General features: G+C 61.3%; 28 protein-coding genes. 9 read left to right on the forward strand and 19 right to left on the reverse strand.

Features of this window, described 5'->3' with window-relative positions; translation table 11 throughout:
* Positions 1-19: 19 nt before the first annotated feature.
* From DVJ77_RS03455 to DVJ77_RS03470, 4 genes are all read right to left on the reverse strand, one after another.
* Complete coding sequence (locus DVJ77_RS03455) at positions 20-496, reverse strand: OsmC family protein (protein ID WP_114844033.1); 477 nt, start codon at positions 494-496, stop codon at positions 20-22.
* Positions 486-1,121, reverse strand: a complete 636-nt coding sequence (locus DVJ77_RS03460) for an FMN-binding negative transcriptional regulator (RefSeq protein WP_114844034.1) — start codon at positions 1,119-1,121, stop codon at positions 486-488. Before DVJ77_RS03460 ends, DVJ77_RS03455 begins: the two co-directional genes overlap by 11 nt.
* A gap of 10 nt (positions 1,122-1,131) precedes the next feature.
* A complete protein-coding gene (locus tag DVJ77_RS03465) occupies positions 1,132-2,139 on the reverse strand; it encodes an N-acetylornithine carbamoyltransferase (RefSeq protein WP_114844035.1) in 1,008 nt (335 codons plus the stop codon).
* A gap of 309 nt (positions 2,140-2,448) precedes the next feature.
* The gene (locus DVJ77_RS03470) at positions 2,449-3,000 is read right to left on the reverse strand and encodes a glycine zipper 2TM domain-containing protein (RefSeq protein WP_114844036.1); all 552 of its coding nucleotides are present in this window, start codon (positions 2,998-3,000) and stop codon (positions 2,449-2,451) included.
* 179 nt (positions 3,001-3,179) lie between these two features.
* Here DVJ77_RS03470 and cysS point away from each other — a divergent pair, with 179 nt between their 5' ends.
* Both cysS and DVJ77_RS03480 read left to right on the forward strand, forming a co-directional pair.
* On the forward strand, positions 3,180-4,565 hold the full coding sequence (gene cysS, locus DVJ77_RS03475; RefSeq protein WP_114844037.1) for a cysteine--tRNA ligase: 1,386 nt from the start codon (positions 3,180-3,182) through the stop codon (positions 4,563-4,565).
* Between the two features lie 79 nt (positions 4,566-4,644).
* Positions 4,645-5,076 (forward strand): SufE family protein, encoded by a 432-nt coding sequence (locus tag DVJ77_RS03480; RefSeq protein ID WP_114844038.1) that lies wholly within the window; start codon positions 4,645-4,647, stop codon positions 5,074-5,076.
* 69 nt (positions 5,077-5,145) lie between these two features.
* On the opposite strand, the gene dksA is transcribed toward DVJ77_RS03480, so the two are convergent.
* Positions 5,146-6,309, reverse strand: a complete 1,164-nt coding sequence (gene dksA / locus DVJ77_RS21370; RefSeq protein WP_225427767.1) for an RNA polymerase-binding protein DksA — start codon at positions 6,307-6,309, stop codon at positions 5,146-5,148.
* 139 nt (positions 6,310-6,448) lie between these two features.
* Here dksA and yidD point away from each other — a divergent pair, with 139 nt between their 5' ends.
* The 4 genes from yidD to DVJ77_RS03510 all read left to right on the forward strand — a co-directional run bounded on the left by yidD (position 6,449) and on the right by DVJ77_RS03510 (position 9,762).
* Positions 6,449-6,706 (forward strand): membrane protein insertion efficiency factor YidD, encoded by a 258-nt coding sequence (gene yidD, locus DVJ77_RS03495; protein ID WP_114844040.1) that lies wholly within the window; start codon positions 6,449-6,451, stop codon positions 6,704-6,706.
* A 259-nt stretch (positions 6,707-6,965) separates the two neighbouring features.
* Positions 6,966-8,303: a dihydroorotase gene (locus DVJ77_RS03500; RefSeq protein ID WP_114844041.1), complete on the forward strand. Its 1,338-nt coding sequence runs from the start codon at positions 6,966-6,968 to the stop codon at positions 8,301-8,303.
* On the forward strand, positions 8,300-9,121 hold the full coding sequence (locus tag DVJ77_RS03505) for a M23 family metallopeptidase (RefSeq protein ID WP_114844042.1): 822 nt from the start codon (positions 8,300-8,302) through the stop codon (positions 9,119-9,121). Before DVJ77_RS03500 ends, DVJ77_RS03505 begins: the two co-directional genes overlap by 4 nt.
* 50 nt (positions 9,122-9,171) lie before the next feature.
* A complete protein-coding gene (locus DVJ77_RS03510; RefSeq protein ID WP_114844043.1) occupies positions 9,172-9,762 on the forward strand; it encodes a DUF4339 domain-containing protein in 591 nt (196 codons plus the stop codon).
* A 47-nt stretch (positions 9,763-9,809) separates the two neighbouring features.
* On the opposite strand, the gene DVJ77_RS03515 is transcribed toward DVJ77_RS03510, so the two are convergent.
* The 8 genes from DVJ77_RS03515 to efp all read right to left on the reverse strand — a co-directional run bounded on the left by DVJ77_RS03515 (position 9,810) and on the right by efp (position 16,065).
* Positions 9,810-10,244: a YbaY family lipoprotein gene (locus tag DVJ77_RS03515; protein WP_114844044.1), complete on the reverse strand. Its 435-nt coding sequence runs from the start codon at positions 10,242-10,244 to the stop codon at positions 9,810-9,812.
* A 68-nt stretch (positions 10,245-10,312) separates the two neighbouring features.
* Positions 10,313-11,263, reverse strand: coding sequence for a GTP cyclohydrolase FolE2 (folE2, locus tag DVJ77_RS03520; protein WP_114844045.1), 951 nt, complete (start codon positions 11,261-11,263; stop codon positions 10,313-10,315).
* 138 nt (positions 11,264-11,401) lie between these two features.
* Positions 11,402-12,253, reverse strand: a complete 852-nt coding sequence (locus tag DVJ77_RS03525; protein ID WP_114844046.1) for a squalene/phytoene synthase family protein — start codon at positions 12,251-12,253, stop codon at positions 11,402-11,404.
* Positions 12,250-12,942 carry an HAD family hydrolase gene (locus DVJ77_RS03530; protein ID WP_225427769.1) on the reverse strand — a complete coding sequence of 231 codons (693 nt, stop codon included), beginning with the start codon at positions 12,940-12,942 and terminating at the stop codon, positions 12,250-12,252. The genes DVJ77_RS03525 and DVJ77_RS03530 overlap by 4 nt, the downstream gene beginning before the upstream one ends.
* 26 nt (positions 12,943-12,968) lie before the next feature.
* Complete coding sequence (ubiG, locus tag DVJ77_RS03535) at positions 12,969-13,673, reverse strand: bifunctional 2-polyprenyl-6-hydroxyphenol methylase/3-demethylubiquinol 3-O-methyltransferase UbiG (protein WP_114844048.1); 705 nt, start codon at positions 13,671-13,673, stop codon at positions 12,969-12,971.
* Between the two features lie 57 nt (positions 13,674-13,730).
* Entirely contained in the window at positions 13,731-13,985 is a 255-nt protein-coding gene (locus DVJ77_RS03540; RefSeq protein ID WP_114844049.1) for a YciI family protein, read from the reverse strand.
* Between the two features lie 23 nt (positions 13,986-14,008).
* Positions 14,009-15,340, reverse strand: a complete 1,332-nt coding sequence (locus tag DVJ77_RS03545; RefSeq protein ID WP_114844050.1) for a TRZ/ATZ family hydrolase — start codon at positions 15,338-15,340, stop codon at positions 14,009-14,011.
* 158 nt (positions 15,341-15,498) lie between these two features.
* Positions 15,499-16,065 (reverse strand): elongation factor P, encoded by a 567-nt coding sequence (gene efp / locus DVJ77_RS03550; RefSeq protein WP_114844051.1) that lies wholly within the window; start codon positions 16,063-16,065, stop codon positions 15,499-15,501.
* A gap of 129 nt (positions 16,066-16,194) precedes the next feature.
* Between efp and epmB the strand changes: the two genes are divergently transcribed.
* Together epmB and DVJ77_RS03560 are read left to right on the forward strand one after the other, a co-directional pair.
* The gene (gene epmB, locus DVJ77_RS03555) at positions 16,195-17,226 is read left to right on the forward strand and encodes an EF-P beta-lysylation protein EpmB (protein WP_114844052.1); all 1,032 of its coding nucleotides are present in this window, start codon (positions 16,195-16,197) and stop codon (positions 17,224-17,226) included.
* Positions 17,227-17,367: 141 nt separating this feature from the next.
* Positions 17,368-19,413: a GGDEF/EAL domain-containing response regulator gene (locus DVJ77_RS03560; RefSeq protein ID WP_114844053.1), complete on the forward strand. Its 2,046-nt coding sequence runs from the start codon at positions 17,368-17,370 to the stop codon at positions 19,411-19,413.
* Between the two features lie 104 nt (positions 19,414-19,517).
* On the opposite strand, the gene rplS is transcribed toward DVJ77_RS03560, so the two are convergent.
* The 5 genes from rplS to ffh all read right to left on the reverse strand — a co-directional run bounded on the left by rplS (position 19,518) and on the right by ffh (position 23,050).
* Positions 19,518-19,922, reverse strand: a complete 405-nt coding sequence (gene rplS, locus DVJ77_RS03565) for a 50S ribosomal protein L19 (RefSeq protein WP_114844054.1) — start codon at positions 19,920-19,922, stop codon at positions 19,518-19,520.
* A 33-nt stretch (positions 19,923-19,955) separates the two neighbouring features.
* Positions 19,956-20,711 carry a tRNA (guanosine(37)-N1)-methyltransferase TrmD gene (gene trmD / locus DVJ77_RS03570; protein ID WP_114844055.1) on the reverse strand — a complete coding sequence of 252 codons (756 nt, stop codon included), beginning with the start codon at positions 20,709-20,711 and terminating at the stop codon, positions 19,956-19,958.
* Positions 20,712-20,732: 21 nt separating this feature from the next.
* On the reverse strand, positions 20,733-21,248 hold the full coding sequence (gene rimM, locus DVJ77_RS03575; protein ID WP_114844056.1) for a ribosome maturation factor RimM: 516 nt from the start codon (positions 21,246-21,248) through the stop codon (positions 20,733-20,735).
* A gap of 1 nt (position 21,249) precedes the next feature.
* Positions 21,250-21,504, reverse strand: coding sequence for a 30S ribosomal protein S16 (rpsP, locus tag DVJ77_RS03580; protein ID WP_114844057.1), 255 nt, complete (start codon positions 21,502-21,504; stop codon positions 21,250-21,252).
* A 163-nt stretch (positions 21,505-21,667) separates the two neighbouring features.
* Positions 21,668-23,050, reverse strand: coding sequence for a signal recognition particle protein (gene ffh, locus DVJ77_RS03585; protein WP_114844058.1), 1,383 nt, complete (start codon positions 23,048-23,050; stop codon positions 21,668-21,670).
* Positions 23,051-23,374: 324 nt separating this feature from the next.
* Between ffh and DVJ77_RS03595 the strand changes: the two genes are divergently transcribed.
* Positions 23,375-24,172, forward strand: a complete 798-nt coding sequence (locus DVJ77_RS03595) for a cytochrome C assembly family protein (protein ID WP_114844060.1) — start codon at positions 23,375-23,377, stop codon at positions 24,170-24,172.
* Positions 24,173-24,190: 18 nt separating this feature from the next.
* Here DVJ77_RS03595 and DVJ77_RS03600 read toward each other — a convergent pair whose 3' ends face one another.
* The gene (locus DVJ77_RS03600; RefSeq protein ID WP_114844061.1) at positions 24,191-25,894 is read right to left on the reverse strand and encodes a hydrogenase maturation protein; all 1,704 of its coding nucleotides are present in this window, start codon (positions 25,892-25,894) and stop codon (positions 24,191-24,193) included.
* Positions 25,895-26,240 lie beyond the last annotated feature (346 nt).

The following is a 26,240-nucleotide window of genomic DNA, read 5'->3' on the forward strand; positions in this document are numbered from 1 at the left end:
TCCTGAAATAAAGTAGCGGTCATACGGATTCAACGACGATGCGCGGCTCACAGCGCACTGGAAAATTCACTGATCTGGCGAGAAAGCAGGCATGGTGCGCGTCTTCATGCACGGCGACGGCCTTGGCCGTATCACTGGCGGCAGTCACCGTTACCACGGGACGCAATACCACTTCGCTGAGTTGGCCACCCTGGTCGTTGATAACGAGGGTGCCTACGGCGGCATCCACATAGGCCGTCACTACGACACCTGCGACAGCAGCCAGATGCAAGTACCAAAGCATATGGCAGCTCGACAGCGCGGCCACCATTAAATCTTCGGGATTGTGTTTGGACGCATCGCCGCGAAAGGCCGCGTCCGATGAACCGGCAATCGTCGGCTTGCCGGCGATCCGAATCTCGTGCTCACGGCCATAACCTTGATAGCTGCGCGTGCCGGTACCGCGATTGCCTGTCCACGCTACGTCGACCGCATAGCTGTGTTGTTCAGTCGTCATGTCTCAACCCTTCGATGGTGGTCATCATGTCGGCTAACTCGGCATCGCGACGGTCGTCGCGCTGCCGTAGCCCTTGTACGACTCCGTCGCGATTCGGCGCCGGATGGTTCTGGCTTAGCTTGAACTTGCCTTCGATACGCTCGATGGCGATCTCCAGACCGACGATGGCGCCGAGCATCTTGTCGATATGATCGGCGGGAGCATCGGCCACTCGCCACGGCGTTGGCTGATTTGCCTCATGGCGATCGCTCAGTGTTTCCAGCAAATGACGCAGCCAGCTCTTGTCTTCGATCGTGCGAAGACGACCATAGACGTGCGCCACGGCATAGTTCCACGTAGGAACCTCGCGCCCGGTCTCATGCTTGCTCGGATACCAATTCGGGCTGATATAGCCGTCCGGCCCCTGAAAGATCAGCAGCACTTCGGCGCCATCCGCCTGTGCAAGCTCGTTGCCGCGAGCTACATGGCCGTGCAGCAACGAGTCGCCGATCAGTTCGAACGGCAGGTGATTGACCGCCAGACCCGACATGGGACGAGTCGTCACCATCGTGGCGAAAGGGTAGTCGCGCAGCAGGCTACGCAGAACTTCGCTACGCGATTCTTTGAAATGCCGTGGCATATACATGCGATAGCGCTCAGCGACCAGCCATCAACGAGGCCATGACAGCCTTCTGCACATGCAAGCGATTCTCTGCTTCATCAATGGCGATGCAGGCGGGCGAATCCATCACCGCATCGGTCGCCTTGATATTTCGGCGCAACGGCAGGCAGTGGCTGAACAGGCCGTTGTTGGTCAAGGCCATCTTGGCCTCGTCGACGATGAAGTGCTTGTGCGCTTCGCGGATCGGTTTTTCCTGCTCCCAGCGACCGAAGAACGGCAGCGCGCCCCAGCTCTTGGCATAGACCACCTCAGCACCGCTATAGGCCTCTTCGATGTTGTGGCTGACCTTGAGCGAACCGCCGTTATCCTTGGCGTTCTGATAGCCGTAGGCCATGTAGCGTTCGTCGAGTACGTAGTCCGGCGTCGGGCATAGCAGGGTCACGTCCATGCCGAGCTTGGTCGCGATCAGCAGCGAAGAATTAGCCACCGCCGTGTTCAGCGGCTTCGGGTGATAGGTCCAGGTCAGCACGTATTTGCGGTTCTGCAGATCGCCCAGGTGCTCCTTCATGGCCATCGCGTGGGCCAACTCCTGGCAAGGGTGAGTGATCGTTTCCATATTGATGACCGGCACCGTGGCGTATTGCGCGAACGCCTTGATGACATGGTCCTGGCGGTCAACCGCCCAATCCTGAAACTTTGGAAATGCGCGTACCGCGATCAGGTCGACATAACGCGACAACACGCGCGCCACCTCGGCGATGTGCTCCTCGGTATCGCCATCCATCACGCTGCCGACCTCGAACTCGATCGGCCACGCATCCTTACCCGGCGCCAGCACGATCGCATGGCCACCCAGATGAAACGCACCCAGCTCAAAGCTGGTACGGGTACGCATCGAAGGATTGAAGAACAACAGGGCGATCGACTTGCCAGCTAGCTGCTGACCACGCGGCGAACGTTTGAAGGCGGCGGCCTGCTCCAGCAGCGCATCGATCTCAGCGCGGCTGTAGTCCTGCGTGCTTAGAAAATGTCGAAGAGTCATAGCTGCTCCCAATCCCCAATCCATAAACAAATCCCATAAACAAAAAAACCCGGCACATGGCCGGGTTTTTAGTCGAATCACATGAAACGTGCGCGACAGCCTACCCGGCCAGATGTCGGACCAGCGGTCGGCGAGCACGCGACGTCATACCTGCGGCCATACGGGCGCTGGTAAGGACGGTAGCGGTATAGACGGCTGCGGACATCGGAATTCCGGGTAAGTAAGCGCGCATCATGACGGGATTTTCGCTGCCATGCAATATGCGGACGCCTGATAGCAAACCGCCGCCCGAAGGCGGCGGAGGGATTATCAATCGGCGGGGCCTACGCTGACCCGAACCCGCAGGCGTTCGCCTGGATCGTAGTTGAGCCGCGACACGTAGACTTCGCCGTGATAACGGTACTCCACGTCGTAGCCCATGATCCGGCGCTGCTCGCTGATCGAACTGACCTGGCGGCAGCGGGTTTCAGTGCTCTCGTACTCACCGCCCCCCGTGCGCGTGACGCCATTGCCAACCGCGCCACCCACCACCGCGCCAGCCACTGTGGCGGCGGTGCGGCCATTGCCCTTGCCCACCGTGCTGCCCAATACGCCACCCACGACGGCACCCAGGATGGTGCCCGCCGTACTGCCGCTGCCCGAATCGCGCTGCACCACTTGCTGGTCGTAGCACTCCTGGCGCGGTACTTCGGTGCGGGCGACGCCATAGATGGGATCCACGCGCAGTACGTCGGCCCAACCGTAGTGGGCATTGTTGTCGACGTTTGAATAGCGCGCATCCTGCGCAAAAGCACTGGTACCTGTCATCAAACCCAGGGTAGCCAGAGCCCATATCAACGCGGGGGAAAACAGCTTGGTCATTACGACCTCCAATCGGGGGCATGTATCACGCTTTTCAGCGTCACTGGTGATTGCAACAAACTGACACTGAATCGAGGCTTAGAATGCCCGTAAGCCTGTGACGCCACTTACATCTTGTTAAGATGTCAGGCTGGTCTGCGCCCACTTTCGGGCCGTTCACTGCCGCGGATTTTCCACCGATGCCGATTTCGCTCTACAACAGCCTGACACGCCGCTCCGAGATCTTTGCTCCACTCGATCCGCAACGGGTGACCATGTATGTCTGTGGACCGACGGTCTACAACTACGTGCATATCGGCAACGCGCGCGGCCCGGTGGTCTTCGACGTGCTTGCCAGGCTGTTGCGCCGGCACTATCCACAGGTGATCTACGCCCGCAACATCACTGACGTAGAAGACAAAATCAACGCCGCCGCCAAGCAGGAAGGCGTGCCGATCAGCACGATCACCGACCGCTACACCAAGGCCTACCATGCCGATATGGCCGGCCTCGGTGTCGCTCCACCGGATATCGAACCGCATGCCACCGCGCATATCGGCGAGATCATCGCAATGAACGAGGCTTTGATCGCTAACGGCCATGCCTATGCCGCCGAGGGTCACGTGTTGTTCCGGGTGGACTCCTTCCCCGCCTACGGCGCGCTCTCTGGCCGCGATACCGAAGAATTGATCGCCGGCGCACGGGTAGAAGTGGCGCCTTACAAGAACAACCCCGGCGACTTCGTGCTGTGGAAGCCATCCACCCCGGATCTACCCGGCTGGGACAGCCCCTGGGGTCGCGGCCGGCCGGGCTGGCATATCGAATGCTCGGCCATGTGCTCGGCACAACTGGGCGAGACCATCGACATCCATGCAGGCGGTGTGGACCTGCTCTTTCCGCACCACGAAAACGAGATTGCCCAATCCACCTGCGCCCATGGCGGCAAGACCTTCGCCCGTTGGTGGATGCACAACGGCATGCTTACCTTCGACGGCCGCAAAATGTCCAAATCACTGGGCAACGTACTGCTGATCCAGGAGCTGCTCAAACAGCACCCTGCCGAAGCACTGCGCCTGGTATTGCTGCGTGGACACTACCGCCAACCGCTGGATTGGTCGGACAGCGCGATCACGCAAGCAGTCAGCACGTTGGATGGCTGGTATCGCGTACTGCGCGACCTGGCCGAAATCGACATGGGAGACCTCACCGTGCCCGTACCGGAGCGGGTGGAAGCGGCGCTATGCGACGACCTCAATACGCCACAAGCGCTCGCCGAGCTATCGCAACTGGCCGATGCCGCCCGCCAGGCTGGCAGCACCGAGGCCCGTCGCGAGGCTAAAGCCGCCCTGCTTGGCGCCGGCGCCCTGCTCGGCCTGCTGCAAGAGCATCCCGAAGCGTGGTTTAAGCAAGTCGGCACCATCGATATCGACGAGACGCGCGTCGAGGCATTGCTGAATGAACGCCGCAACGCCCGTGCCGCACGAGACTTCAAGCGGGCTGACGAGATCCGCGACGAACTCACTGCGCTTGGCGTCATTATTGAAGACGGCGCGCAGGGGACTCGCTGGAGCGTAGCGAAGGGATAACGTCTGCGCCCCCCTCCGAAGCGGCGAGAATGATCGCCCGCAAGGTGAGCTACTACGAATAAAGCGCAATAATGCGCGCATGAACGCTACCGCCACACCCAGCGCCGAACAGGCCCAGCAGGACATCGTCGACGAATTCGCCTTCTTCGGCGATTGGACCGAGCGTTATCAATACTTGATCGACCTGGGCAAAAAGCTGCCGCCCTTTCCCGACGCGCTCAAGACCGAAGAGCATCGTGTACACGGCTGCCAATCGATGGTGTGGCTAGTACCGAGCGGGGATGCCGCGAAGCTGCATTTCGCCGCCGCCAGCGATTCAGCCATCGTCTCAGGCCTGATTGCCCTGGTTTTACGCGTTTATTCGGATCGACCGGCGCTGGATATTCTCGCCACCGAACCGCGCTTCATCGAAGCGATCGGCCTGGCCAAGCATCTTTCACCGACCCGCTCCAACGGACTGGTGGCGATGCTGGCGAAACTGAAGGCGCACGCCGCGCAAGTAGCGCAATAACCGCAAGATGCCCATAAAAGGAAACCCCGCGCATGGCGGGGTTTCGCATGACACGAGCGACCGGCGAGATCAGTCGCCCATCTGTTTACGCTTATGCTCGTAGCGCTCCTGCGCATCGAGCGACAAGGTCGCGATGGGGCGTGCATCTAAGCGCTCCACACCGATTTCCTCGTCGGTTTCTTCGCAATAGCCGTAGCGACCTTCTTCAATACGGCGTAGCGCCTTGTCGATCTTGGAGATCAACTTGCGATAGCGATCACGGGTACGCAGCTCCAGCGAGTTCTCGGTTTCCCGAGTGGCCCGCTCGGCCTCGTCGCCGACGTCGCGCACTTCGTCGCGCAGGTTCTCCATGGTCTGCCGCGACTCTTCCACAAGCTGGTTGCGCCATTCGCGCAGCTTGTTGCGGAAATAAGCCAACTGGCGAGGACTCATGTACTCCTCACTCTTGTCGCTCGAGGGGTGATACCCCTTGGGCAGAGTGATCTGGGTGGTGGATGGCAGGGCATAGCGCCCATCGTCTTTGGTAATGCCGTTGTCTAACGCTGCGGAACTATTCATCGAGGACTGCGGGGTCTTCTGCTTTTTGTGGATGGTGTGGCGCGCGGTGGCAGAGGCCACCCGCGGAGTCGCCACGGCGACTGCACTCGCCACCTTGCCCTTGAGGGGCACGGCAGCGGGCTGCGGAGGTATGGATTTGGCTATTGTGGCTGGTTTGGCGGCCACTGGCACTATTTGCTTGATCGCCGGTTTGGCGGCGGCGGTCTTGGCGACCGGCGTGGACGCCGGTTTAACGGGGGCCGCGGCTTTCTTGACCGCTGGTTTTTGGACTTTTTTCACAGGCGCCTTCTTGGCAACGGTTTTCTTGGCGACGGGCTTCTTGCTCGGCGCGGCCTTCTTTGGCTGCGATTGCTTTGACACAGGCTTAACCGCCGCTTTTTGGGTCACTGCGGGCTTGACGGCCTTTTTCGCTGCGACCTGCTTAACAACTGCTTTCTTCTCTGCGGCCTTTTTGGCAGGTGCGGCGGCCTTCTTGGCTGCAACTTTCTTGACCACCTTGGCAGGTGCCGCTTTGGCAGGCAACTTCGCCACAGCGCGCTTCACCGCCTGCCCACTGTTGGCTGCACCGCCTTTAGCGGCAGTTTTTGACTTCGGGGCTTTGACATCATTCGCCTTGCTCGCAGGTTTCCCTTTCTGCGCCTTGACAGCTGCCGAACTACGCGTCGTTTTCGCCATTTCCCTTCACCGTTTTGGCCGTGGCGGCCCGGTGTTATAGCTCATGTGCCTTACACCAGCAACCATGCTTCTGGAATACTGCAGCACTAATGGAGCTTATCCCGGTAAGCCGCAAACTGTCTTGGCAGCGTGAAACGTTTTGACCCGACTCATACTTTTATTGCTTGGTTTCTATAAGCGCTGGCTCAGCCCGTTACTGGGGCAGCGCTGCCGCTTCCACCCCAGTTGCTCGGATTATGCACGGATTGCGGTCGCGCGCTTCGGTCCGCTTCGTGGCAGTCTGCTGACCGGCTGGCGGCTGCTACGCTGCCAGCCGCTGTGTACGGGCGGTGAAGATCCGGTCCCTGAGCAATTTGTTTTCAGAGCCTGCTCGAGACCTCCGAGTGACCCGCGTTGAGCCGCTATGGCCGCCAGGTGGTGGTGCGTGGCGCAGCGCCTGACTGGCCGTCAGGTCAAGCCACGCGCTGGCGCATGGCGGCCATAGCGGCTCAACCCTTCGGGCCGGGTCTGTTTGCCCGCAGTACCGCGTCATCATTCAGTCGTGTACCGACGTACACTTCATTCATTCTTCCTTGTCCTGCGCGCAAACAGCTTCCGGCGCGGGCCACTCGGAGATCTCGAGCAGGCTCTTACCTGTCGCCCCCGCGGAGAACCTCATGTCCATTGACTGGCTTATCAAAAATGCGGAACTGGTCAACGAAGGCCAACGCACCCACGCCGACCTGCGCATCAAGCATGGCCGTATCGAGACCATCGCCCCCGGCCTGGATGCCCATCCCGGCGAGCAGGTGATCGACGCCAGCGGCCTGTGGCTGCTGCCCGGCATGATCGACGACCAGGTGCATTTTCGTGAGCCCGGCCTCACTCATAAGGCCGACATTGCCCATGAGTCACGCGCTTGCGCGGCTGGTGGCATCACCAGCTTTATGGAGATGCCCAATACCAAGCCACCGGCGCTGGACCGCGACTCACTGGAGGCCAAGTACGCTCGGGCGGCGGAAACCTCGGCGGTCAACTACGCCTTCTACCTCGGCGCCAGCAACGACAACCTGGAGGCGATCCGCACCCTCGATCCCAAAACCGCCCCCGGAGTGAAGGTGTTCATGGGCGCATCTACCGGCAACATGCTGGTGGACAACCCGGAGGTACTGGATGGTATTTTCCGCGTGGCGCCGGTGCCGATCATCACCCATTGCGAAGACACCCCGATGATCGACGCGCTGCATGCCAAAGCGCGTGAAAAGTACGGTGACGATATCCCGGCGCGGGAGCATCCATTGATCCGCTCGCGCGAGGCGTGCATCAAGTCCACCCGACTGGCCATTGCGCTGGCACAGAAGCACGGCAGCCGCCTGCATGTGCTGCATATCTCCACCGCTGACGAGTTGGCGCTGTTCCAGCCCGGCCCGCTCAAGGGCAAGCGGATCACCGCCGAGACCTGCGTACATTTCCTGCATTTCGATGACGCCGACTACGAGCGGCTGGGTTTTCTCATCAAATGCAATCCGGCGATCAAGACCGCTGCCGATCGCGAGGCGATTACTCGGGCGCTGGCCGATGGCCGTATCGACGTACTGGCGACCGACCATGCCCCGCATTTACTGGAGGAGAAGGGCCAGCTTTACGACAAGGCGCCGTCCGGCCTGCCGCTGGTGCAGTTCGCGCTGCAGGCTGCGTTGCAGCGGGTATTCGAGGGCAAGCTGACCTTGGAGCGCGTCGTGGAAGCGGTCTGTCACACGCCGGCGACACTTTTCGAAGTCCACCAGCGCGGGTACCTGCGCGAGGGCTATGCCGCCGACCTAGTGCTGGTCGACCCGAATCGTCCCCATACCGTACGCCGCGAAGAAGTGCTCTCCCTCTGCGGCTGGTCGCCGTTCGAAGGCGTCACCTTCAACAGCTCGATCGCCGCCACCTTCGTCAATGGTCAACGGGTCTGGGATGGCTCGAAGGTCGACGCCGCCGTCCGTGGCCAACGGCTGGCCTTTGATCGATGAGGTGGTCGTTACTTGCTTTGCTTCTTACCGCCGCATCTATCACTGACGCCCAAGCAGCACCTGCCGTAACGGTATTGCCGCACAGCATCTCGCAAGGTGGCCTGGTCATCGCGACGGTCCCTGCAGGCACGCAAATCAAGATCGGCGACAAAGCCGTGCATGTGGGCCGCGACGGCACCGTCGTGTTCGGCGCGGGCCGTGATGAAAAAGGGCCGTTGAACGTCAACCTGGCCTATCGCGATGGGCACCATGAAACCGTGCGCATCAACGTTACGCCGCGCGATTGGCCGGTTGAGCGGGTCAATGGCGTGCCGCCGCAAACCGTGAACCCGCCGCCGGAAATCGCCGCGCGTATCAAGCGCGAACAGGCCGAGGTGACGGCCGCACGCAACCGCGACGACGAGCGCGAGGATTTTCTCGACGGCTTTGTCTGGCCGGTGCAGGGCCGTATCAGCGGCCGTTTTGGCAATCAGCGGATCTACAACGGCGACCCTAAGGCCCCGCATTCGGGCATGGATATCGCCGTGCCCGAAGGCACCCCGGTGAAAGCGCCGGCCGCCGGCATCATTACCTTCGCCAAACCCAGCCTGTACCTTACGGGCGGCACCGTGCTACTCGATCATGGCTTTGGGCTCAGTTCCAACTTTCTGCATCTGTCGCGTCTCGACGTGAAGCTCGGCCAGCGTGTACAGCAAGGCCAGGTCATCGGGCTCGCCGGCATGACCGGACGCGCCACCGGGCCACATGTGCATTGGGGCTTCAACTGGTTCGGCACTCGCCTGGATCCCTTGTTGTTACCGGGCATAGTCCAGCCCTGATCCATCCCTCAACCCGGCCGACCTGGCCCCTACCCTCAAGGAAGAAACGAATGTCCGTGGTTATCTCGCCCAAAAGCATGTGGCATTACCAAGACGGGGCTCAAGCCATCGGCCCTGTGAGTGCCGAGGTCGTTGTCGAGAAAATCAAACAAGGCACGATCCGGCGCGGCACTCTGGTCTGGACCGATGGCATGGCGAACTGGACTGCCGTGGAAAACACCCATTTCGGCAACGAAACGGAGTCGGCGCTGAACAACCCCTATGCCGCGACATCGACAGCGGTCTTTTCGCCAGCAGCCGCGATCACTGGCCCGGTCAGCGATGCCCCTGCCTGGGCCATCGCCACAGCGCCGCTATGGCTGGCGCTGCTGACGTGGATTCCGGGAACGAGCCTCATCGGCGTAGGTGTCTATGTCGGCCTCTCGATATGGGATCGCGATGCGATCAAGAAAACCGGCCACACCCCCTCCAACGGTTTCTGGTGGGCCATTCTGCTCGGCGCGGTCGGCGCCCCCATCTATCTCTATCTGCGAGCGCGTCGTCTCGACGGCAAGATGAACTACTTCGTGACCAGCCTGGCGTCGCTGGTGGCCTATATCGCCATCATCGTCGTCATCACCCTCATGTTGGCCAAGGCGTAACGAAACCAGGCGCTCGCCGCATTGATCGCAGCGAGCGCCCCAACATCTCAAGGTACCGCTTTAAGCACCACCCGCAGCGGACCACTCTGTCCTGAGCGCCCAAGCACGCTGACGCGCTCATCGTTGATAGCCAGCAGCTTGTCGCCTTGCTGCAGACGCGCGGATACCGCGAAATCCACTCCTTGCTTCAGATCGGTTGGGTCGTAGCTCAATAGAAATTCGACCGGGGACGTACCCGCCGGCGCGATACGTTCTTGCGCGATAACCCGCGAAGGCGCATCCATCCGGCTCACATCGGCCAGGGTGACTTCCAACCATGCATCCGCAGGCACCGGCTGCGACAGGTTGTATTCGACTTGACCGGTAAGCGATCGCATCAAAGCCTGATGCGAAGGCGCATTGCTCTTATGACCGCCGAACCAGCTCATGCAAGCCGTCAACGAAAAGAGGGCAACCACCAAGACAACATAACGGATACGCATGGACAACTCCTGCTGCCGCCAGATGACGGCAATAACAGCCCATGCTAGCAGCCGCACTTACTCAATCATCAGCAACGGTCACCGCTATAGCCGCCGACGATGCCCTTGCTGGCGTAAGCCACCGCATCATGCGGATGCAGGCTTTCTTGGTGCTCGACCCGAATATGGAAATCGCCAAGGCGATCGTCGGCATCGAGTACGCGCTGAATTCGCCGCGCGGCGTCTTCGCAGAACATCAAATTGCTGCCATTGGCGAGGGCAAAAGCCTGCTCGTCTTCGCGCTTTACTGCGGTTTGCACCGGTGTGCCAAGCGAGCCTTCTACCCGGTCGATCAAGCCGATCAGGTCAAAGCCGGCGCCTGCCGTCGGGCGTATCCGCAACCGGGCGATGCTGCGCTGAGCATGCGGCGTAGCCACGATGCCGCGCTCACTACCCAGCCAGGCCAGCACGGCAGCGTGATCGAGTGATGCCGCCGCATCGAAATCCTTGGCGAACTGATCTTGAATTAGCTGCCGCGACAAGGCCGCCGAGGCCGGACAGGTGGAGGAGTAAACCACTTCCGTGCCGAACTCGATCAGGAAATCGTCGCCCGTGAGGCTGGCTTCTATGCACACCGGATACGCGCGCCACCCGCTGTTGCCGCTACGCAACGCCGGACGCCGCACCAGATGCTCGAAACGGATGCTGAGGCAGGCACGGTCGGATAAATCTTTGTGCGAATCGAGAAAGCCACGCAGCAACTGGTGCAACATGACTGCGCTCAGTGTTTGCGTGCTCAGCGCCTGCTCCACCAGCAAGTAAAGACGCGACATGTGAATGCCGCGTTTGTCCGGGCGGTGCAAATTGACGAAAGCGCCAACCCGAGCGCTCGCGCGCTGCACATCGCCATCGCCGGCATCGAAACGTACCGGCACCTCGATGCCGTCCATGCCCACCCAATCCAGCGCGCCGGCAAAATGCGGCTGCGCATGTATAGCGACGTCGGGGAGCAGGCGGGCGGTATTTTCCGGTGTGTACATGGGGTAAATCCTGTAATGCAGGCGGTGTGCGCCGCCATGAGACACGCAATCTTGGGGCATCTACCCTGCGGCGCAATAGTGCGGAATGGGAAACGGTGCGTTTAAGGAGTCGATGGCACCATAATCAGATCGCCCACCCTACAAGGCCCGATGCCAGGCGCGCGCAGCTTGCCAGGCCTGCCAGGCAATGCTCGGGCCTTGCCGCACCTGCCCTTTGCGTAGCGCGGCAAGCGGATCGGCGGCTTTAACTGCACGCAAAGCCATACGGCCACCATGGCGCGATTCCAGTCGGCGAAACACGCTGAGCGGCCCAGGCAACTGCACCGATTCACGCCAGGCACTACACAGGTCGCCAAGTTGAGCGCGAATCGCGTCCTCACGCTCTGCACTGGCTTTGTGCAATTGCGCCCGACTAAGTCCATAGCGTGCCAATCGCGCCATCGGCAATGGCAGACGGTCGCGCTCGGCGTCCTCCTCCAGTCGCAACAAGGCATGCAACAGATGCGACAACGTGGCAACACGGGCTGCCTGCTCGAATGGCGCTTTCTCGCCGTACCACCAACTGGTCTCTAAAGCAGCCAGTGCACCATGCAGTGGCGTGGCGGCGACCAGTTGAGCAGAGAAATCTGCCGCCGTGCCCTGCTCTAGCTGAGCCATTGCCGCCAACACCGGCGCTAGCCAACGCTCGCTGGGCAGACTATGTGCACGCTCATCGTCAAACAGCACCTGGGTCAGCGGATGTCGACCGCCACTGGCAGCGGCGCCGGCAAGTTCTTCGGCCCACCAGTTGAGCTTGGCGGCGGCCACCTGAGGCTCGCGAATACCGTAAGCCGCGGCGAGCAGCTCTTGCTCCAACGCCGCCAAGGCGATATGCCCCGGATACTGCCTGGGGTCGACAAAGGTGAGCGCGATGCGCTGCTGCGGCTGTACCGCCAGCCATTTGTCGATATAGCTTTGCAGCGCGCCGCTGGGGGCAGCCTCGCCACTCATGCCAGCGCCTTTCGCTGCAACAGTTCGGCTAGCTGCGATGGATGCTCCAGCACGGCATCGGCGCCCCATTGCCACGGATTACCCCCGTCGAGATAACCCCAGCTCACCGCCACGGTATAAAGACCGGCCGCGGCGCCGGCGAGCACGTCGCGCGGATCGTCACCGACGAAGATGCAACGCGCAGGGTCAAGGCCTGCTTGCTCGCAGGCCAGCAGCACCGGAGCGGGGTCAGGTTTTTTCACCGCCAAGGTGTCGCCCGAAACCACTGCGCGGGCGCGTCCGGCCCAACCGAGGCGGCGCACCAGTTCGTCGGTGAGAAAGCCGTTTTTGTTGGTCACAATGCCCCAGGCCAAACCTTGCGCTTCCAGCAAGGCAAGCAGTTCGACGATGCCGTCGAAGGGCCGCGTTTGCTGTGCCATCACCGCTTCGTATAACTGCAGATAACGCGGCACCAATGCCCGTATGCCGGCCTCGTCACGAGTGGGGAAACCCCGACGCAGGATCTCCCGAGAACCGCGCGACACCACTTCGCGCACCGGCTCGTAGGCCGGTTCCGCAACGCCTTCTTCCTTGCATTGCAGTAGCAGTGCGCCATACAGATCGGGCGCGCTGTCGATCAAGGTGCCGTCCAGATCGAACAACACCCCTTGGATGTTTTCCGGCAACGGCTTTTCAGCGACTGACTTCACCGTGTCTGATTTTATGGGGCCTGACCTCATAGGGGCTTGCGCGCACTTAGCAGGTAATTAACCGCTGTGAAACGGCTAAGCCAGGCTTTACGAGTCAGCGGGTTATAACCGAGGCCGGAGACGTCCTCCAGCTCAAGGCCGGCATGACGAAGCAGCCGCCCCAGCTCTGACGGCTTAAGGAATTGCGCATAGTGGTGGGTACCGCGCGGCAGCATGCGCATCACGTATTCGGCACCGAGAATCGCCGCGCCAAACGCCGCAGGAGTGCGATTGAGGGTGGACATGAAAACACGCCCACCCGGCTTGACCAGGGCCGCTAAATCGGCCACCAGGGCAGCCGGATCGGGAACGTGCTCGATCAGCTCCATGCAACATACGGCATCGAAGCCTGCCGGTTCGGCGGCGGCGAGTTCGGCCGACGATTGCACCCGGTAATCGACGCTCAGGTTCGATTCGTGCAGATGCAGCTTGGCGATCTCGATCACCTTCTGACCCAAGTCGATGCCGGTGACACGCGCGCCGGCACGCGCCAGCGTCTCGCTGAGCAGTCCGCCGCCGCAACCGACATCGACGATCCGCGCATCGCGCAGATTCGTCCGTGCGGCGATGTAATCGGCGCGTACCGGATTGAGATCGTGCAGTGGGCGCGATTCGCCGTTCGGATCCCACCAGCGCGCAGCCAGTTTGTCGAAACGGGCGATTTCTTCGGGACTTACGTTGGCGGCTTGCATCATGGATTCCTCTTGCGCGCGGCAAGTCGGTAGTTTGATCGGCGGGTCACGAACAGCTTAACGCGCATGCCATTCGTAAACCGTCATCTCCCAGCCGCCGCTGATATACGCCGGGTCGGTGTGCACGATAGCCAGTGCCTCCTCGAAGCTGTCGGCATGCAGCAGATAGGCGCCACCGGTTTTATCGCCGAATGGCCCGGATAGCTCGATTCGCCCACCCGCGCGCAGCCCTTCGAGAAAGTCTTGGTGCGGCCGCACCATCGCCGGATCGAACTGTGGGCGACGCATGACCAGGATCAAATAGCGATTCATCAAAGTTACCAAGAGTTGGAAAATCAGCCTGCCGCAATGCGTTCGCGCCAGGCACGAGCCTTGGTCAAGATCGCGGCGGTATCCACGCCGATCAATTCGCGCGCGGCGAGTTTGCGCACACCGGCGATCCATACATCACTGACCTGGTGCCGGCCGGTGCTATAGACCAGTTGCGACGCTACATGGAACAGCGGCTGGGTCTCTAGATCGGACAGGCGCACGGCAGCGAAATCTGCCTGCTTGCCGATCTCGATCGAGCCGATCTTTGCCTCCAGCCCGATCGCCTTGGCGCCATTCAACGTGGCGGCGCGTAACGCGCTGGCGGCATCGAATGCGGCTGCGTCACCGGCTACCGCTTTTGCCAGCAACGCGGCGGTGCGCATCTCGCCAAACATATCCAAATCGTTGTTGGAGGCGCAGCCGTCGGTGCCGATTGCCACGTTGACGCCAGCCTGGCGCAGTTTCTCTGCCGGACAAAAACCCGAGGCCAGCTTGAGATTGGATTCAGGACAATGAACCACCGATACACCGGCCTCGGCACAGGCGGCAATTTCGCCGTCGGTCAACTGGGTCATATGCACGGCGATCAGGCGATCGTTAACTAGCCCAAGCTTCTGCAGGCGCTGAAACGGCCGCAGGCCGCTCTTTTTCTTTTCTTCTTCGACTTCGTGCGCGGTCTCGTGCGTATGCAGATGCACCGGAATATCGAGCTGGTCGGCCAGCACGCGGATGCGCTCGAAGCTCTCGTCGGACACCGTGTACGGCGCATGCGGGGCGAACGCCGTGCTGACCAAGGCGTCGCCGAGAAAACTGTCGTGCACTTCACCGGCGCGCGCGAAGTATTCGTCCTGGGATTTCGCCCAGGCGGTCGGAAAATCGATCACCGGCAAACCGACGACCGCGCGGAACCCCATGCGCCGATACGTCGCGCCGATCACGTCGGGGAAAAAATAGTTCTCGTTGGTGCAAGTGGTGCCGCCGCGCAGCATCTCCGCCACGGCCAGCTCGACACCGTCGCGCACGAATTCCGGGCCCATCACCTTGGCCTCGGCCGGCCAGATGTGCTGCTGCAGCCACACCATCAAAGGCAGGTCGTCGGCCAGGCCGCGCAACAAGGTCATCGGGTTGTGCGTGTGTGCGTTGACCAGGCCCGGAATCAATGCATGCTCGGACAACTCCACTCTTTCGCGGGGCGCATAGGCGGCACGGGCCTGGGCGATCGGCAGCAGCGCGACGATGCGGCCATCATTCACGGCGACGGCATGGTTTTCCAGGACGACGGCATGCGGTTCGACCGGCACGACCCAGCGCGCTTCGATTAGCAGGTCGACGGGTTGCGGGGCGGTCAGGCTCATGAGCATTCACTTCGTTGGCATAGGCTGGTACGACATGGGGCGGTACACCTTGCGGTGGCCGCCCCATGCTTTGATCGTCTTTCCAACGGAGGCCGGAAAGATGGGCCGGCTACAGCAGTAACGCCAAAGCCCATGAGCACGGCTCACGGGCTGGGGCATTACTTCACTCGGCTGAAGTATTCGCCGGTGCGGGTATCGACCTTGATGATCTCGTCTTGATTGACGAACAGCGGCACGCGCACCACGGCACCGGTCTCCAGCTTGGCCGGCTTGCCGCCGCCACCGGAGGTATCGCCGCGCACGCCCGGATCGGTTTCGACGATCTTCAATTCAACGAAGTTCGGTGCCTGTACCGAGATCGGGCGGCCGTTCCACAAGGTCACCACGCAGGCTTCCTCGCCTTTGAGCCACTTGGCGGTCTCACCCATCGCGGTCTTGTCGGCCTGGTGCTGCTCGAACGTCTCTTGCTGCATGAAGTGCCAGAATTCGCCGTCGCTATAGAGGTACTGCATGTCCGTGTCGACCACGTCGGCGCCCTCGAAGGAGTCGCTCGACTTGAGCGTCTTTTCGGTGGTGCGGCCGTTGAGCAGGTTGAGAATACGGATACGGGTAAAGGCCTGCCCCTTGCCCGGTTTGATGAACTCCGCTTCGACGACGGTATAGGGGGCGCCGTCGACGATGATTTTTACACCGTTTTTGACGTCGTTGAGCCCGTAAGTGGCCATGCAATACGCTCCAATGAAAATGCCGATATGCCGATTTCGATGGACAAAGACCCGAACAGGCCTTTGCACGCCCTCATCAGCGGCTAAAATATGCAGATTGACGGGCCAACGCCCGGCACAAGGCCGCACATGATAACCGCAAGCCCCCACGCCCGCATAACAGGTTCCGATACGGCAGGCCCATCGGCCTTGGCCGACTGGCGCCAGCTATGGCGTGACGCCGTGACCGACGTCGGTCAATTGCTGGGCTTGCTGGGCCTGGAGCATCTTCACAATCTCTTGCCGGAGGGCAACGCCGGCTTCGCCCTGCGGGTACCGCGCGGCTTTATAGCCCGCATGCGCCACGGCGATCCGCGCGACCCGCTGCTGCTGCAGGTATTGCCGTCGGTGGCCGAACTGGAACAGACACCGGGCTTTGTCATCGATGCGGTCGGCGACATGGGCTCGCGTGCGGCCCAAGGCGTACTGCATAAATATGAAGGCCGCGCCCTGCTGATCGCCAGCGGAAGCTGCGCCATCAACTGCCGCTACTGCTTTCGCCGCCATTTTCCGTATGGCGACGAGATGGCGGCGGCCGGCCAATGGCGGCACGCGCTGGAGCATGTGCGGCAAGATCATTCGATCAACGAATTGATTCTGTCCGGCGGCGACCCGCTGGCCTTGACCACGGCCAAGCTTAAAGAGCTGAGCCAGGGCCTGGCCGAGATCCCGCATGTAACCCGGCTGCGCATCCACACCCGCCTGCCGGTCGTGCTGCCAGAACGAATCGACGATGCTTTCCAACAGTGGCTGGCGGCGCTGCCGCTGCAAAAAGTGGTGGTACTGCATGCCAACCACGCCAACGAGTTTGATGCCAGCGTAGATGCCGCTTGCGCCCGATTGCGCGAAGCCGGGGCGACCCTGCTCAATCAATCCGTACTGCTGCGCGGCGTCAACGACGATGCCGATGCACTGACGGCGCTTTCCGAGCGGCTTTTCGCTGCCGGTGTGCTGCCGTACTACCTGCACCAGCTCGACCGCGTGCAAGGCACCGCACACTTTGAAGTGGCCGATACCGATGCCCAGGCACTGCTCGACGCTATCCGTACCCGCCTGCCCGGCTACCTGGTACCCAAGCTGGTCCGCGAAGTCGGCGGGGATGCCTCCAAGCGGCCAGTCTGAGTACGTCTTCGCCAACACATGCGCGCGCCGTCACTCTAGGGATATTTCTGCTGGCGGCAATGATCGGAATCCGTTACAACCCATTAAGGGTCGGCACTTCAGATGTAGCCGGCGGCAACCCACGGATAGCTCGACGTACTCATGAAGACAGACCTGGTTATCAAGATCCTTTTCATCGAAAAATCGATCGAAGACGCTGAGCAGATCATCAGCCTGTTACGCAACAACGGCATCGCCGTGCGCCCTGCCCGCGCCACTCAGGCTGAGCAGGTACAGACTGCGCTGGACGAGCTGGCACCGGACCTGGTGCTGTTCGATCCATCCATCGGCACGCTTGAGCTGCGCGACCTGACCCGTCAGCTCGATGCCCATGGGCGCGACTTGTCGCTGATCGCCCTGGTTACGCAACTGGATAACAACGAGGTCACCGAGCTGTTCGCCAATGGCGTACGCAGCGTCGGCCTGCGCCCTCAGCCCAGGCAATTGCTGGCTGTGATACAGCGCGAGTTCGATTCTCTCAATACGCGCCGCCAGTTGCGCCGGCTCGAAGCCGCGCTACGCGATTCCGAGCGGCGCTGCGACGCCCTGCTCGACTCATCCACTGACGCCATCGCTTATGTGCATGAGGGTATGCATGTACGCGCCAACCAGGCTTACCTGGATACTTTCGGCTACGACAGCTTTGACGATCTGCTCGGCCTGCCTGTGCTCGACATGATCGGCCCCAATCATGCCGACGAATTCAAAGCGGCACTCAAGACGCTGTCCCGCGGTGAAAAGGCTCCGAACATTCTCGACCTGCAGGCTCGCCGCGCCGATGCCGGCAGCTTCAAGGCCAGCGTGGAATTTGCCCACGCCACCTTCGAGGGCGAGTCCTGTCTGCAGGTCGTGTTCCGACGGCAGCAGATCGACCCGAACATGATCGAGCAATTGCAGCGCGACCAGGTCACCGGCCTGTTCAACCGCGCACGCACACTGGAAGGCATCGATCAGGCTGTGGCGGCTGCGGCCAAGGGCACCAAGGGTCAATCGCTGCTGCTGATCGAGCCCGACAACTGGCAGACCATCGTCGCCGGTATCGGTCTGGGCAAGGCTGACGAATTGCTCGCCACCTTTGCTGCGCGCGTGCAGGCCCTGCTAGGCCTCGATGACAGCGCCGGCCTGCTGGCCGAACACACGGTCGGTGTCATGCTGCATTCGCGCAACGACGAAAGCGTCAAGGCGTGGATCGCCAGCCTGCAACAAAGCATCGCCAGCGATATCTTCGATGTCGGCACCAGCTCGATCACGGTGACGACCAGCATCGGCGGCAGCCTGCTCGGCGAGAAAAACGCCAACACCGAGCTATTGCTCGACCAGGCCAGCCAGGCATTGCGCAACGCGCAGAGCCAAGGCGGCAACCGTAGCGAGCTACACGACCCCGCCGCACGCGACAAGGCCGACGAAGAGCGCGAGCGCTATTGGCTCAATCTATTGCAACAGGCATTGCTGCAAAACGATTTCGTGCTCTATCACCAGCAAATCATCAGCCTGCAGGATGCCGAAGGCGAGTTCTCCGAAATTCTGCTGCGCTTGAACGGCCCGCAGGGCGAGGTGCTGCCAGGCTTCTTCATGCCGATCGCCGAGAAGCACAATCTGACCCCCGCCATCGATCGCTGGGTGTTGAATCAGGTCATCGACACGCTTCGCGCACGCGAACGCTACAGCAGTCCAACCACCTTCTTCGTCAAGCTGACCGCCGGCTCGCTACATGACAACACGCTATTGCCCTGGCTGGGCGAGCGCCTGAAACAGGCCGCGCTGCGTCACGGCCAGATCGTGCTGGAAATGACCGAAAGCAAGGTCGTGACCGCGCTGCGCCCGGCGCAAGAGTTCGTCAATACCTGGAAACAGTGGGGCGGACGCTTCGCACTTGAGCAATTCGGCTCTGGCCTGAATTCCTTCCAGTTGCTCAACCATATCGATGCGGATTATCTGAAGATCGATCGCAGCTATATGGCCGAGCTGCCGCAGCATCCCGAAAACCAGAAGCGGGTCGCCGAGCTATGCCGCCAGACCCATGAGATGAAACGGCAAACCATCGCCGAATGGGTCGAAGATGCCGCCAGCACCTCGCTGCTGTTCGCCTGCGGTGTCGATTTCGTCCAAGGCAACTTTCTGCAGGAGCCTCAGCGGCTGCACGGCTAGATGGCGCGCCCCCGCCGCCGGGGGAGAACACAGGGCAAAACGCAGACAACAAAAACCCGCGGATCGCTCCGCGGGTTTTTGTTGTGCCAGACAGCGCTGCCTTATTACTTGGCGGCAGCGGCTGCAGCAGCGGCCTTCGAAGCAGCCTTGATGGCGGCAGCGGCGGCGATATCTTCTTTGATGCGGGCGGCTTTGCCTTCCAGGCCACGCAGGTAGTACAGCTTGGCGCCACGCACCTTACCCTTGCGCTTGACTTCCACCGAGTCGATGGCCTGGCTGTGCGACTGGAACACGCGCTCCACGCCGGTGCCATGCGAAATCTTGCGCACGGTGAAAGCCGAATTCAGGCCGCGGCTGCGCTTGGCGATAACGATACCTTCGAACGCCTGTACGCGCTCGCGGTTACCTTCCTTCACCTTCACGTTAACCACCACGGTGTCGCCAGGGCCAAAATCAGGCAGCTGGCGGGTGATCTGCTCGGATTCGAACTGTTCAATGATCTTGTTCATGGCACACCCGTCGATTATTTGCTGCGACCTTACTTAAGTCGCATCGTGTTGCCGCGCATACTCGCGGCGAAATTCATCCAACAACGCACGGGATTCAGCATCCAACGCGCGTTGCGCCAATAAGTCCGGACGGCGCAGCCAGGTTCTACCTAGCGACTGCTTCAAGCGCCAACGGCGAATCGCCGCGTGGTCGCCAGAGAGCAGTACCTCCGGCACGTTACCGAATGCATCGAGCACCGGCTTCGCATAATGCGGACAGTCGAGCAGTCCGTTCGAGAACGAGTCCTGCTCGGCCGACTGTGCATCGTTCAACGCACCGTCTTGCAAGCGGCCTACCGCGTCGATAACCACCGCGGCGCCCAGCTCACCGCCAGACAGCACATAATCGCCGATAGAGAGCTCTTCGTCGACCTCGTGCGCCAGCAGACGCTCGTCCACACCTTCATAACGCCCACAGAGCAAGGCGATTCGCGGCAACTTCGCCAGCGCCTCCACCCTGCCCTGCGTCAGCCGCGCTCCTTGCGGACTGAGATAAATCACATGCACCGGCTCCGGTGCCGCCTCGCGTATTGCCTTTAGAGCAGCACGCAGAGGTTCAATCAGCATCACCATTCCGGGTCCACCGCCGTAAGTGCGGCTGTCCACGGTGCGGTAACTGTCGGTGGCGAAGTCGCGCGGATTCCAGGTTTCCACCTGCAGCAGCTCACGCTGCTGCGCACGTCCTACGACACCTACGGCGGCACACTGACGCACGAAGTCGGGAAACAGCGTAACGACATCGAAGCGCATCAGATCCTCAATCCAAAACCATCAGAATTCAGGATCCCAGTCCACCACCATGCGCCCGCCGGACAGATCCACCGAACGCACATAAGAACCCTGGACGAAAGGAATCAGCCGCTCGCGCTCGCCGTCCCTCACTACCACGACATCGTTGGCGCCCGTGGCGAACAGGTGAGCCACCCGCCCCAGCGCAACGCCTTCCGTGGTGACGACCTCAAGACCTTCGAGATCGACCCAGTAATACTCATCCTTGCCGGGAGGCGGCAGTTGCTCACGGGCGACATAAATGTCACTACCGATCAATGCAGCCGCCTGTTCGCGGTCTGCCACATCAGGCAAGAAGGCGACTAGCCCCTTGCCCTGCGGACGACCTTTGACTCCCTTGACCTCCGATTCCGTGCCCGGCGCCGCACTTAGCAGCCAGGGCTGGTAATCGAAAATCCGCATGCGAGGCTCGGTCCAGGATTCAATCTTGAGCCAGCCCTGCACGCCATACAGTCCGACGATGCGCCCAACCAGGACGCGCCGACCGGTTGCCGTCACTTCAGGCAGCCTGCTGCTTGCCGGCTTCCTTGAGCAGAGCGGCGACCTTATCGGTCAACTGCGCACCCTTGCCCACCCACTCTTTAACGCGCTCGACGTTCAGCTCAAGGCGCTTGTCCTTGCCCGAAGCGACTGGGTTGTAATAACCCACGCTCTCGATGTTGCGACCGTCGCGCTTGTTGCGCTGGTCGGTAACAACGACGTGGTAGAACGGACGGCCCTTGGCGCCGCCGCGCGAAAGACGAATCTTGACCATAGTAAAAGCTCCAGAGTTGCCGGAAAGGCCGGCAGCACGCACGAGACCGTGCGCGGTAAACATGGCATTTTAGCGAAAAACAGGAAAAAGGGAATAGGGAATCGAGAATAGAGGCCATGCGGCCCAGGCCGCCGGCCGATTTCCGGCCCGATTCCGGGGGTAATCAGCGCATCGGGGGCATTCCACCGCCCATTCCGCCCATGCCCTTCATGGCGCCGCGCATCTGCCGCAGCAGACCCTTGCTGCCGCCTTTGGAGAGCTTGGACATCATTTTCTCCATTTGCATGTACTGCTTGAGCAACCGATTGACGTCGGCCGGCTGACTGCCCGAACCACGCGCCACACGGGCACGGCGCGAGCCGTTCAGCAAGTCGGGATGACGGCGCTCTTTCTTGGTCATCGAATTGATGATCGCGACCATGCGGCCAATTTCATTGTTATTGACCTTGGACTTCACGCTGTCGGGCAGATTGGCCACGCCGGGCAATTTATCCATCAAACCAGCGAGGCCGCCCATGCTGTTCATCTGCTCAAGCTGATCTTTCATATCGTTCAGATCGAAGCGCTTGCCCTTGATGACCTTCTCGGCCAGCTTCTGCGCCTTCTCCTGATCGACCTTGCGCTCGACCTCTTCGACCAGCGACAGCACGTCGCCCATGCCTAGAATGCGCTGCGCGACTCGATCGGGGTGAAACGGCTCCAGCGCATCGGTCTTCTCGCCGGCGCCCAGGAACTTGATCGGCCGGCCGGTGACGTACCGCACCGACAACGCCGCGCCGCCACGGGCGTCGCCATCGGTCTTGGTCAGCACCACGCCGGTGAGCGGCAATGCATCGGCAAAGGCTTTCGCTGTATTGGCGGCGTCCTGGCCGGTCATCGAGTCGACCACGAACAAGGTCTCGACCGGGGTGATCGCGGCATGCAATGCCTTGATCTCGGCCATCATCGCTTCGTCTACATGGAGACGGCCGGCGGTATCGACGAGCAGCACATCGACCACTTCACGCCGCGCCGCCGCCATCGCGGCCCTGGCGATGTCGACCGGGTTCTGGCCTGCCTCGGACGGGAAGAACTTCACCCCGACCTGCTCGGCCAGCGTGCGCAATTGCTCGATAGCGGCCGGACGATAAACGTCGCAACTGACCACCATCACTTTCTTTTTCTTGCGCTCGGTCAGAAAGCGCGCCAGCTTGGCCACCGTGGTGGTTTTACCCGCACCTTGCAGACCCGCCATCAGCACCACGGCCGGAGGCTGCTGGGCCAGGTTCAATTCGGTATTGACCGTACCCATGACCGCAGTCAGCTCGTCGCTGACCACTTTGACCAGGGCCTGGCCAGGCGACAGGCTTTTGAGTACGTCCTGGCCCACCGCGCGTACCTTGACCCGCTCGATCAGCGCCTGCACCACTGGCAAGGCTACGTCAGCCTCCAACAGTGCGATGCGCACTTCGCGCAACGATTCGCGAATGTTTTCCTCGGTCAGCCTGCCGCGGCCGCGCAGGCGGTTAACGGTGGCGGAAAGGCGTTGGCTGAGCGACTCGAACATGGCGGTGAGTGTTGGGCGGAAAGTTGCACAGTATAGCCGGGGGACGGTGGGGAACGGGGAACGGGGAACGGGGAACGGGGAACGGGGAACGGGGAACGGGGAACGGGGAAAAGCCTAAAAAGCAGAAGCAAAAAAGCAAGAGCAAAAACAAACAAAAATCAAAAAAGAACGCAGATCTGCAATATCCCCTCGAACTTCATGTTCCCCATTCCCCGTTCCCTGTTCCCCGCCTAAAAAAGAACGCGGCATCACAGCCACTACTCAAGCCGCATGTTCCCCGCTCCCCATTCCCCGTTCCCCGCTCTACACCTACACTCCCCGACTATGGTCATTCCCGTTCTCGCCCTGCTTGCCATCGCGCTTTATCTCGCCGCAGCGGGAGGCCTCGCCCGCCCGCTGCTGAGCGGCGGTCAACCGTTGAATAAATCGGCCCTGGGCTTGGCCGGCGCGGCGGTGCTGATCCATGCCGGCATCCTGCTTGGCATACATCGGGGGGCGCTGGACCTGCACTTCTTCGCCGCCCTCTCGCTGGTGGCCTGCGTGGTTTCCGCACTGACCTTGCTGGTGAACATGTCGCGCCCGGTCGCGGCGCTGGGTGTGATCGTATTTCCGCTCACCGCGCTCTTGCTCGCGGCCGACAGCTTCCTTGCCCCGCCAACGCAACCGCTGGCGCTGGATTGGCATATCAAGCTGCACGTCACGGTGGCGCTGGTGTCCTTCAGCGTGTTGTCGATCGCCGCGGTACTGGCGATTTTGCTGGCGGCGCAGGAGCGCGCGCTACGCCATCGCCAATTCGGCTCCTGGATGCGCGTACTGCCGCCATTGACCCTGACCGAGACCTTGCTGTTCCGGCTTATCGCTGCCGGCTTCATGCTATTGACGCTGACCTTGCTCACCGGCGCCTTGTTTGTCGGCGATCTGTTCGGCCAGCATCTGATCCACAAGACCGTGTTGTCGATCATCGCGTGGCTGGTCTTCGGCACCCTGCTCTATGGCCGCTGGCGTTATGGCTGGCGTGGCCGGCGCGCAGTCAACCTCATGCTGATCGGCATGGGCGTGCTGTTGCTGGCCTTCTTTGGGTCGAAGTTTGTACTTGAGCTGGTCCTCAATCGCAGCGCTTGATTGTTACCTAACTGTTGCCTACGCCTGCATCGCCGCAGCCACCTCGATCGCAACCTCTTGTTTACGCACAAACGCCCGCCGCGCCAGGTGATAAGCCGGATCGGGGCCGAAGAAATTTCGTCGCATCTCAGCCAGCTCTTCTACCGCATAGGCCTCGAACGGCTTTTGCTGCTCATCGCTCAATCGCTGTTGCGCCTTCTCGGCCAACGCCGTGCGCCATGGGCCCAGCTTGTTTCCGGCTGCCAATTCGGTTTCGATGTACTCGATCAAGCTTTCGCCTGACAACGCGTTGTCGAACCGTCCATCAAGCAAACCGATACGTTGCGCTCGCGCAGTGCCCAACGGCTGCAAGGACTCGGTGAGCTGTCGCGCGACTACCGCACCCACTCGCCGCGGCAGCAGATAGGTCCAATATTCCGAGCCGTACAATCCGCCCATGCCGCGGTAGTGCGGATTGAGCACAGCCCCTTCACGGGCATAGACCCGGTCGGCCGCCAACGCAAGAATCACCCCGCCCGCTCCTGCATTGCCCTGTATCAGCGACACGGTTCGCTTGTCATCGGTTTGCACGATTTCGCGAACCAAGGCATTTATCGCCAAGATGTTGTGCCAGGACTCTTGCGCGGGATCGGCCGCCGCCTCGATCGCATTAAGGTCGATACCGTTGGACCAGACATCCTCGCCGCCACACAGCACCAGCGTGCGGGTCGAGCGTTTGCGCGCATAGCGGTAAGCGGCCAGCAAACGTTCCAGCACCGGCGTACTCATCGCGCCATTGAGCAGATCGAAATGCAGATATCCGTTGTAGCCGCGCTCACGATAACGAATCGGTTGCCAGGTCAACGCGGTCGGTCGGCTTTCTGGCGGCAACGAGTGCTCCGCCACATCCTGCAAGCGATCGCTCAGCACCTGTGCGGCCGGCAATTTAATGTCGTAACGCGGATCGTCGGTATGCAGCCCCTGCCGCCTGCGCAGGTGACTGATCCACAACGCCGCATCGCCACAAGCAACGCACAACGCACCATCGCGCTGCGCCAGCAGTTCGCCGGGGCGCCCGCGCAGGCGAGCCTCCGGGTAGGCTCCGTATACCCGCACTTTGACGCCGGCCAAGGTCAGTTGCAGGCCCGGCGCGCTGTCGGCTGAGCGGATATGCCGCAACAAATCATCGAGTGGCGCGTCCCAGCCGATGCGGCGATCATCTTGCCGACACGGCATGCGTTCACGCCCCATCGGCGTGGCGGCATCGCTGACAAAAGGCGGCGTGGCACCCACGGAAAAACGCTGTAGCGCATCGCGTATGGCCAGCATCGCCGCATCGGTCGTTTCCCGGCGATAGATCGCGCCTTTACTGGTTCCGCGCATGGGGAATTCCCGATGCGCCCAGATCGGGCCGCCGTCCAGTTCGTCGCGCGCCTCCAGCACGGTTACCCCCCATTGCGGCGCGTCCTCCAGCAACGCCCAGTCCAATGACGATGGACCTCGATCACCCGGGATGCCAGGGTGGACGATCAAACAAAGATGGCGCTGCCATACCTCGGCAGGGATAGCCGACTTGAGCATGGGGGCCAAGATAAGATCCGGCCGAAATCTATTCGCGGCAGCCTCCATCTGAGCGCCATCGCTTACTTCGGCAACATCAACGTGATGACCTAAATCTTCCAGCTCGACTTGTGCGCGCTGCGACAGGCCATTGTGACGCGTAGACAGAAAAAGTATTCGCATGATGCGCTCCCCCCGTTCGCGCCATTGAGCGCGGAGTCGATGCTAGGTACGCGGCATGTGTATAGCGCGTGTAAATTTCCTCCTCAAAAGCACGCTGCGATAACGGCGCGCAGAATCTATGATCAGCCGCACATTTTGTCTCTTATCGGCCAGCCACCATCACTCAACGACGTTGTTCGCAGCCGTTTTTAAAACGCGTTATAGACGGCCACCGCTGGCCGATGTATCGCTGTTGCCGTGACATACCGCGATTCAAAACACGCACGGCAACGGCAAACCGCTTTGGATGATCGCGCGTTCTATCAACTCGTTCTATCAATGCATCGCTGGTGGAAAGCACGCCGTA

The organism is Dyella tabacisoli (assembly GCF_003350925.1).
Classification (GTDB): Bacteria; Pseudomonadota; Gammaproteobacteria; order Xanthomonadales; family Rhodanobacteraceae; genus Dyella_C; species Dyella_C tabacisoli.